This window comes from Alteromonas genovensis (genome assembly GCF_010500895.1).
Lineage (GTDB): Bacteria > Pseudomonadota > Gammaproteobacteria > Enterobacterales > Alteromonadaceae > Alteromonas > Alteromonas genovensis.
Genome location: NZ_JAAAWO010000024.1, coordinates 1 through 3760 on the forward strand (window position 1 = coordinate 1; position 3760 = coordinate 3760).

The 3760-nt window shown below is 41.1% G+C and carries 3 protein-coding genes; 2 read left to right on the forward strand and 1 reads right to left on the reverse strand.

Features of this window, described 5'->3' with window-relative positions; genetic code table 11:
• Positions 1-334 precede the first annotated feature (334 nt).
• Positions 335-1483, forward strand: a complete 1149-nt coding sequence (locus GTQ48_RS17360; protein WP_163107797.1) for an iron-containing alcohol dehydrogenase — start codon at positions 335-337, stop codon at positions 1481-1483.
• A 183-nt stretch (positions 1484-1666) separates the two neighbouring features.
• The gene (locus GTQ48_RS17365) at positions 1667-1990 is read left to right on the forward strand and encodes a DUF3392 family protein (protein ID WP_032095891.1); all 324 of its coding nucleotides are present in this window, start codon (positions 1667-1669) and stop codon (positions 1988-1990) included.
• Positions 1991-2008: 18 nt separating this feature from the next.
• Here the strand turns inward: GTQ48_RS17365 and GTQ48_RS17370 are convergent, their stop codons facing one another.
• Positions 2009-3619: a hybrid sensor histidine kinase/response regulator transcription factor gene (locus GTQ48_RS17370; protein WP_163107798.1), complete on the reverse strand. Its 1611-nt coding sequence runs from the start codon at positions 3617-3619 to the stop codon at positions 2009-2011.
• Positions 3620-3760: the final 141 nt, after the last annotated feature.

Consider the following 3760-nt stretch of genomic DNA (forward strand, 5'->3'; position numbering starts at 1 on the left):
TTAGTAAAGACTTGCTTCTCTTGCTAAGAGCTGGGTAAGTCGTTTTGCTTTTCCCCCGAAGCGGATGCGCATTTTAGGGATCTGAGCGCTCACGTCAACAAGTATTTTCAAAAAACTGTCATATTTCTATTTTTTGAATAATCTTCGAACAAAACGGATTTTTATTGTGCAAATTTGGCAAAGCCTCACTACTTCATTGCCTCTCATGTATCACCAAATATCTAATTAGCAATATGTAAGAGTTGTCGAAAAGTATAAACGCAACTAATTTGTATATAGCGTTATCTACTATAGATTAGTGAATACAACCCATATAAAGAGTAACCAAGACAACATGAAGATTTCTGAATTCAAAACTGCTGGCAAACTCATTACAGGTGCTGGTGCCATTAATGCACTTGCAGACGAAATCAATCGACTATCTATAAGCTCATTTGCGGTAGTGACTGATAAAGGTGTCTCTCAAGCTGGGCTATTCGACTTATTGCTTGCCAAGTTACCGTTTGAGCCAACCCTCGTTATTGATGATATCCCCGCCGAGCCCGAAGTCACCATTATAGAAAACAAAGTACGCCAACTGCGTGATACTAAGATAGATGGTGTTATTGCGCTAGGAGGCGGAAGTGCAATAGATGCGGCAAAGGTACTAGCAGCCACATACGACTATAAAGGAAGTATTACTGATTTATTTGGTGAAAACCTGATAAAGGAAAGGTTACTACCACTCATTGTACTGCCGACAACTGCAGGTACTGGTTCGGAGGTTACCAATATTGCCATACTTGCCGACCCTATCGAAAAGGTAAAGAAAGGGATTGTAAGCCACTGCTTGTTGCCTGATGTAGCAATAGTGGCACCAGAGCTGACGCTTTCGTGCCCTAAATCTATTACTGCTGCTAGTGGAGTTGATGCCTTTGTTCATGCTTTGGAAGCATTTATTTCAGTAAACGCTAGCCCTATAACCGACGCACTTGCCGAAAAGGCGATGGCATTGATATTTCATTCTTTACCTCACGCGTACAGAAATGGTGAAAATCTCGTGGCTAGGGAACAAATGGCTACTGGTAGTTTAATGGCCGGCCTTGCATTTGGAAATGCCGGCGTGGGAGCAGTTCACGCTTTAGCTTATCCGTTGGGAGGACGCTTTCACTTATCACACGGCATGAGCAACGCGGTTATGTTACCTCATGTACTGCGAGCGAATGCACCGTTTTGCGCCGACAAGCTCTTTGCCGTATCACTGTTGCTTAAGCTTTGCCCGCCGGATAGTAAGAAAGATTTTGCGATTACTACTTTATTAAACGCAGTAGAGAAATTATGCAGTGATGTAGGCATACCGCGTACCCTAAGAGAATTCGATATTCCAGAAAGTGTAATTCCTCAATTAGCAGAAGATGCTAGCAAAGTAACCCGCTTGTTACGCAACAACCCTAAGCAACTTAGTGTTGATGATATTGAGAACATTTATCGCAAAGCCTATTGAAGGTGATTAATAAAGCGTGACTAAAATGAAGCTCATGCAAAACGGTACTGCCTTTAGGGAAGGTAAAGCTTTCCTAACTACTACTCTATACGTAAAATTATAGCTTCAGCTAGTTAGGGGATGCTTAGGGCCTTTCCATACTATTAGCTTCACAATTAGCCTAATATAAAGCAGTAGATTTACATGAACGAATTATTCAGCGCGCTATCACGGGCACTTAGCCCATACTACACAGAAATGAGCATTATGCTGATGGCGACTATTTTGGTGGTATACGGTGATATTATAAATGGTCACGTAAAGCGTATTTTGGCCCCCTACCACTTTACTATCAGAATAAGTCTGTTTGTTGTGCTGTGTGCATTTGGCTACGGAGCACTCACTTTATACGGCGCCCCTTTTTTAAAACACGTCATAGCCTACTTACCTTGGCAATACCAAGGCGCAGGCTTTGTAGCATCGTTTATGTTAATTGGCTTTTTAGCGGAGAGGCGGAGATACATTTAATCTTTCTCTCATTTCGTATCATTGAATAGGCGTATTGCCTCGTTGCTCTACGAATTTTTTAGGCGGTATGCCCATTATTCTTTTAAACGAAGTTGAGAAGTACGCCGATGTTGCAAACCCCACATCTAGACAGGCATTTAATATGCTGCTTCCTTCTAGCAAAATAGGTATCGACTTTTCAATGCGATAGCGAGAAAGGAATTCGCTAAAGTTGTAATCAAATAGCTCTGCCATACGACGATTTAAACTTCGCGGACTTATAAGCAGTGCTTTTGCAGCCTGCTCCCGACTAAATTCTTCGTCTTGATAATGATTTTCAAGCACTGCAATAAAGTTAAGATAAAACGCCATGTCCTTTTCAGTCTTAAATTCAGGAATACTCAAGCAGCCATATTTAAACAGTTCGTTATCGATGCCTTTCTCAGGCTGAACATTTGTATCTCTGATGGCCAATAGATGCTCGACACGCATTTCAATTTCCTGATTAGAACTTGGCTTCATTAAGTAATAATCTACTTTCATTTCTAATGCTATTTGTTCGACGGTAGGATCTGAACTCGCGGTAAACATAAGAATAGGCGTTGCTCCTAGAGAGTCGTGTTCTCTTACTTCCTTAGTAAGTGATAAGCCATCAAACTTACCCATTAGCTGATCACAAATTACTAGCGACACTATATGGGTTCGCAATACTTCAAAAGCTTGCTTACCATTTTTTGCTACTAGACAACGGTACTTTGGTGACAAAAGGTCAAATAAGTAGGTTCGAAATTCTCTGCTATCATCTACAATCAGCAGGGTTTTTCTGTCTCCTTGCCATTGCGCTGTGTCTTGCATGTCTGATTGAGCGTTGATGTATTCGGTATCATCAATGGGGAATACTGCACAAATTTTGGTGCCACCACCTTGTTTACTGTCTAGCTGGATTTCGCCTTGATTTAATTCCACTAAATTTTTAACGATGGATAAACCTAAACCCTCGCCTTTTTCATCATTGCTAAATCGGGTAAAACGTTCAAATACATGTTCGTGCTGTTCTTGCGCTATACCTGCACCATTGTCTGTCACCGTTATCTTGAATGTTTTAGCTTCAATTGCGAACACTACCTTTACCGTTCCTAGATCAGGCGTGTATTTGATTGCATTTTCAACCAGATTAACCACAATTTTTTCGAGGCTATCAGTAATCAAGGAAACTGTACCGTCCCCTTTCACTCGCATATCTAAATTTTGTCGCTTTGCTTTTGCCAAAGGTTCTAGCGCATTGACGATATGCGCCATATTTTCTGTGGTATAGGTAGTAAAATAATCGGAGACCGCGGATGCTCTTGGGGTATCCTTTTGCATTTGATTAACTAGCTGTTCCACCCGCTTCATGTTCAGTTGAATGCTTTTTAAAACGCTATCGCTTTCTTTGGTGGTTTCTTTGACGTTAGACAGCGTACCCTGAATGATTTGAATTGGCGTTTTCAGCTCATGAGTTATTTCGCTGATATGTCGCTCTTTACTTTTCAGCATCTTTTCAAATTTTGATTCGCCATCGGTTATTTCATAGCGGGTGAGTTGGCGGTAGAGAGGGGATTTCTTAAACGAGATAAACAGCTTTTTCAATATTCCGAGTTGAAAAAGCATGAATAACAAAAATAGGCCGCGAATTCAAGTTCGAAGTGCACCACTCACTAAATTAGGCCGCTCCGCGTAATTGATTAAATACAACTTCAGGTTGTTTGTAACCAAGGCACTTCCTTGGTCTCAAATTCAGAGCACGTTGTG

What these genes read in the sequence shown, in the direction of transcription:
- GTQ48_RS17370 (WP_163107798.1), bottom strand. Translation starts at nt 3,619, where the DNA reads ATGCTTTTTCAACTCGGAATATTGAAAAAGCTGTTTATCTCGTTTAAG.
- GTQ48_RS17365 (WP_032095891.1), top strand. Translation starts at nt 1,667, where the DNA reads ATGAACGAATTATTCAGCGCGCTATCACGGGCACTTAGCCCATACTAC.
- GTQ48_RS17360 (WP_163107797.1), top strand. Translation starts at nt 335, where the DNA reads ATGAAGATTTCTGAATTCAAAACTGCTGGCAAACTCATTACAGGTGCT.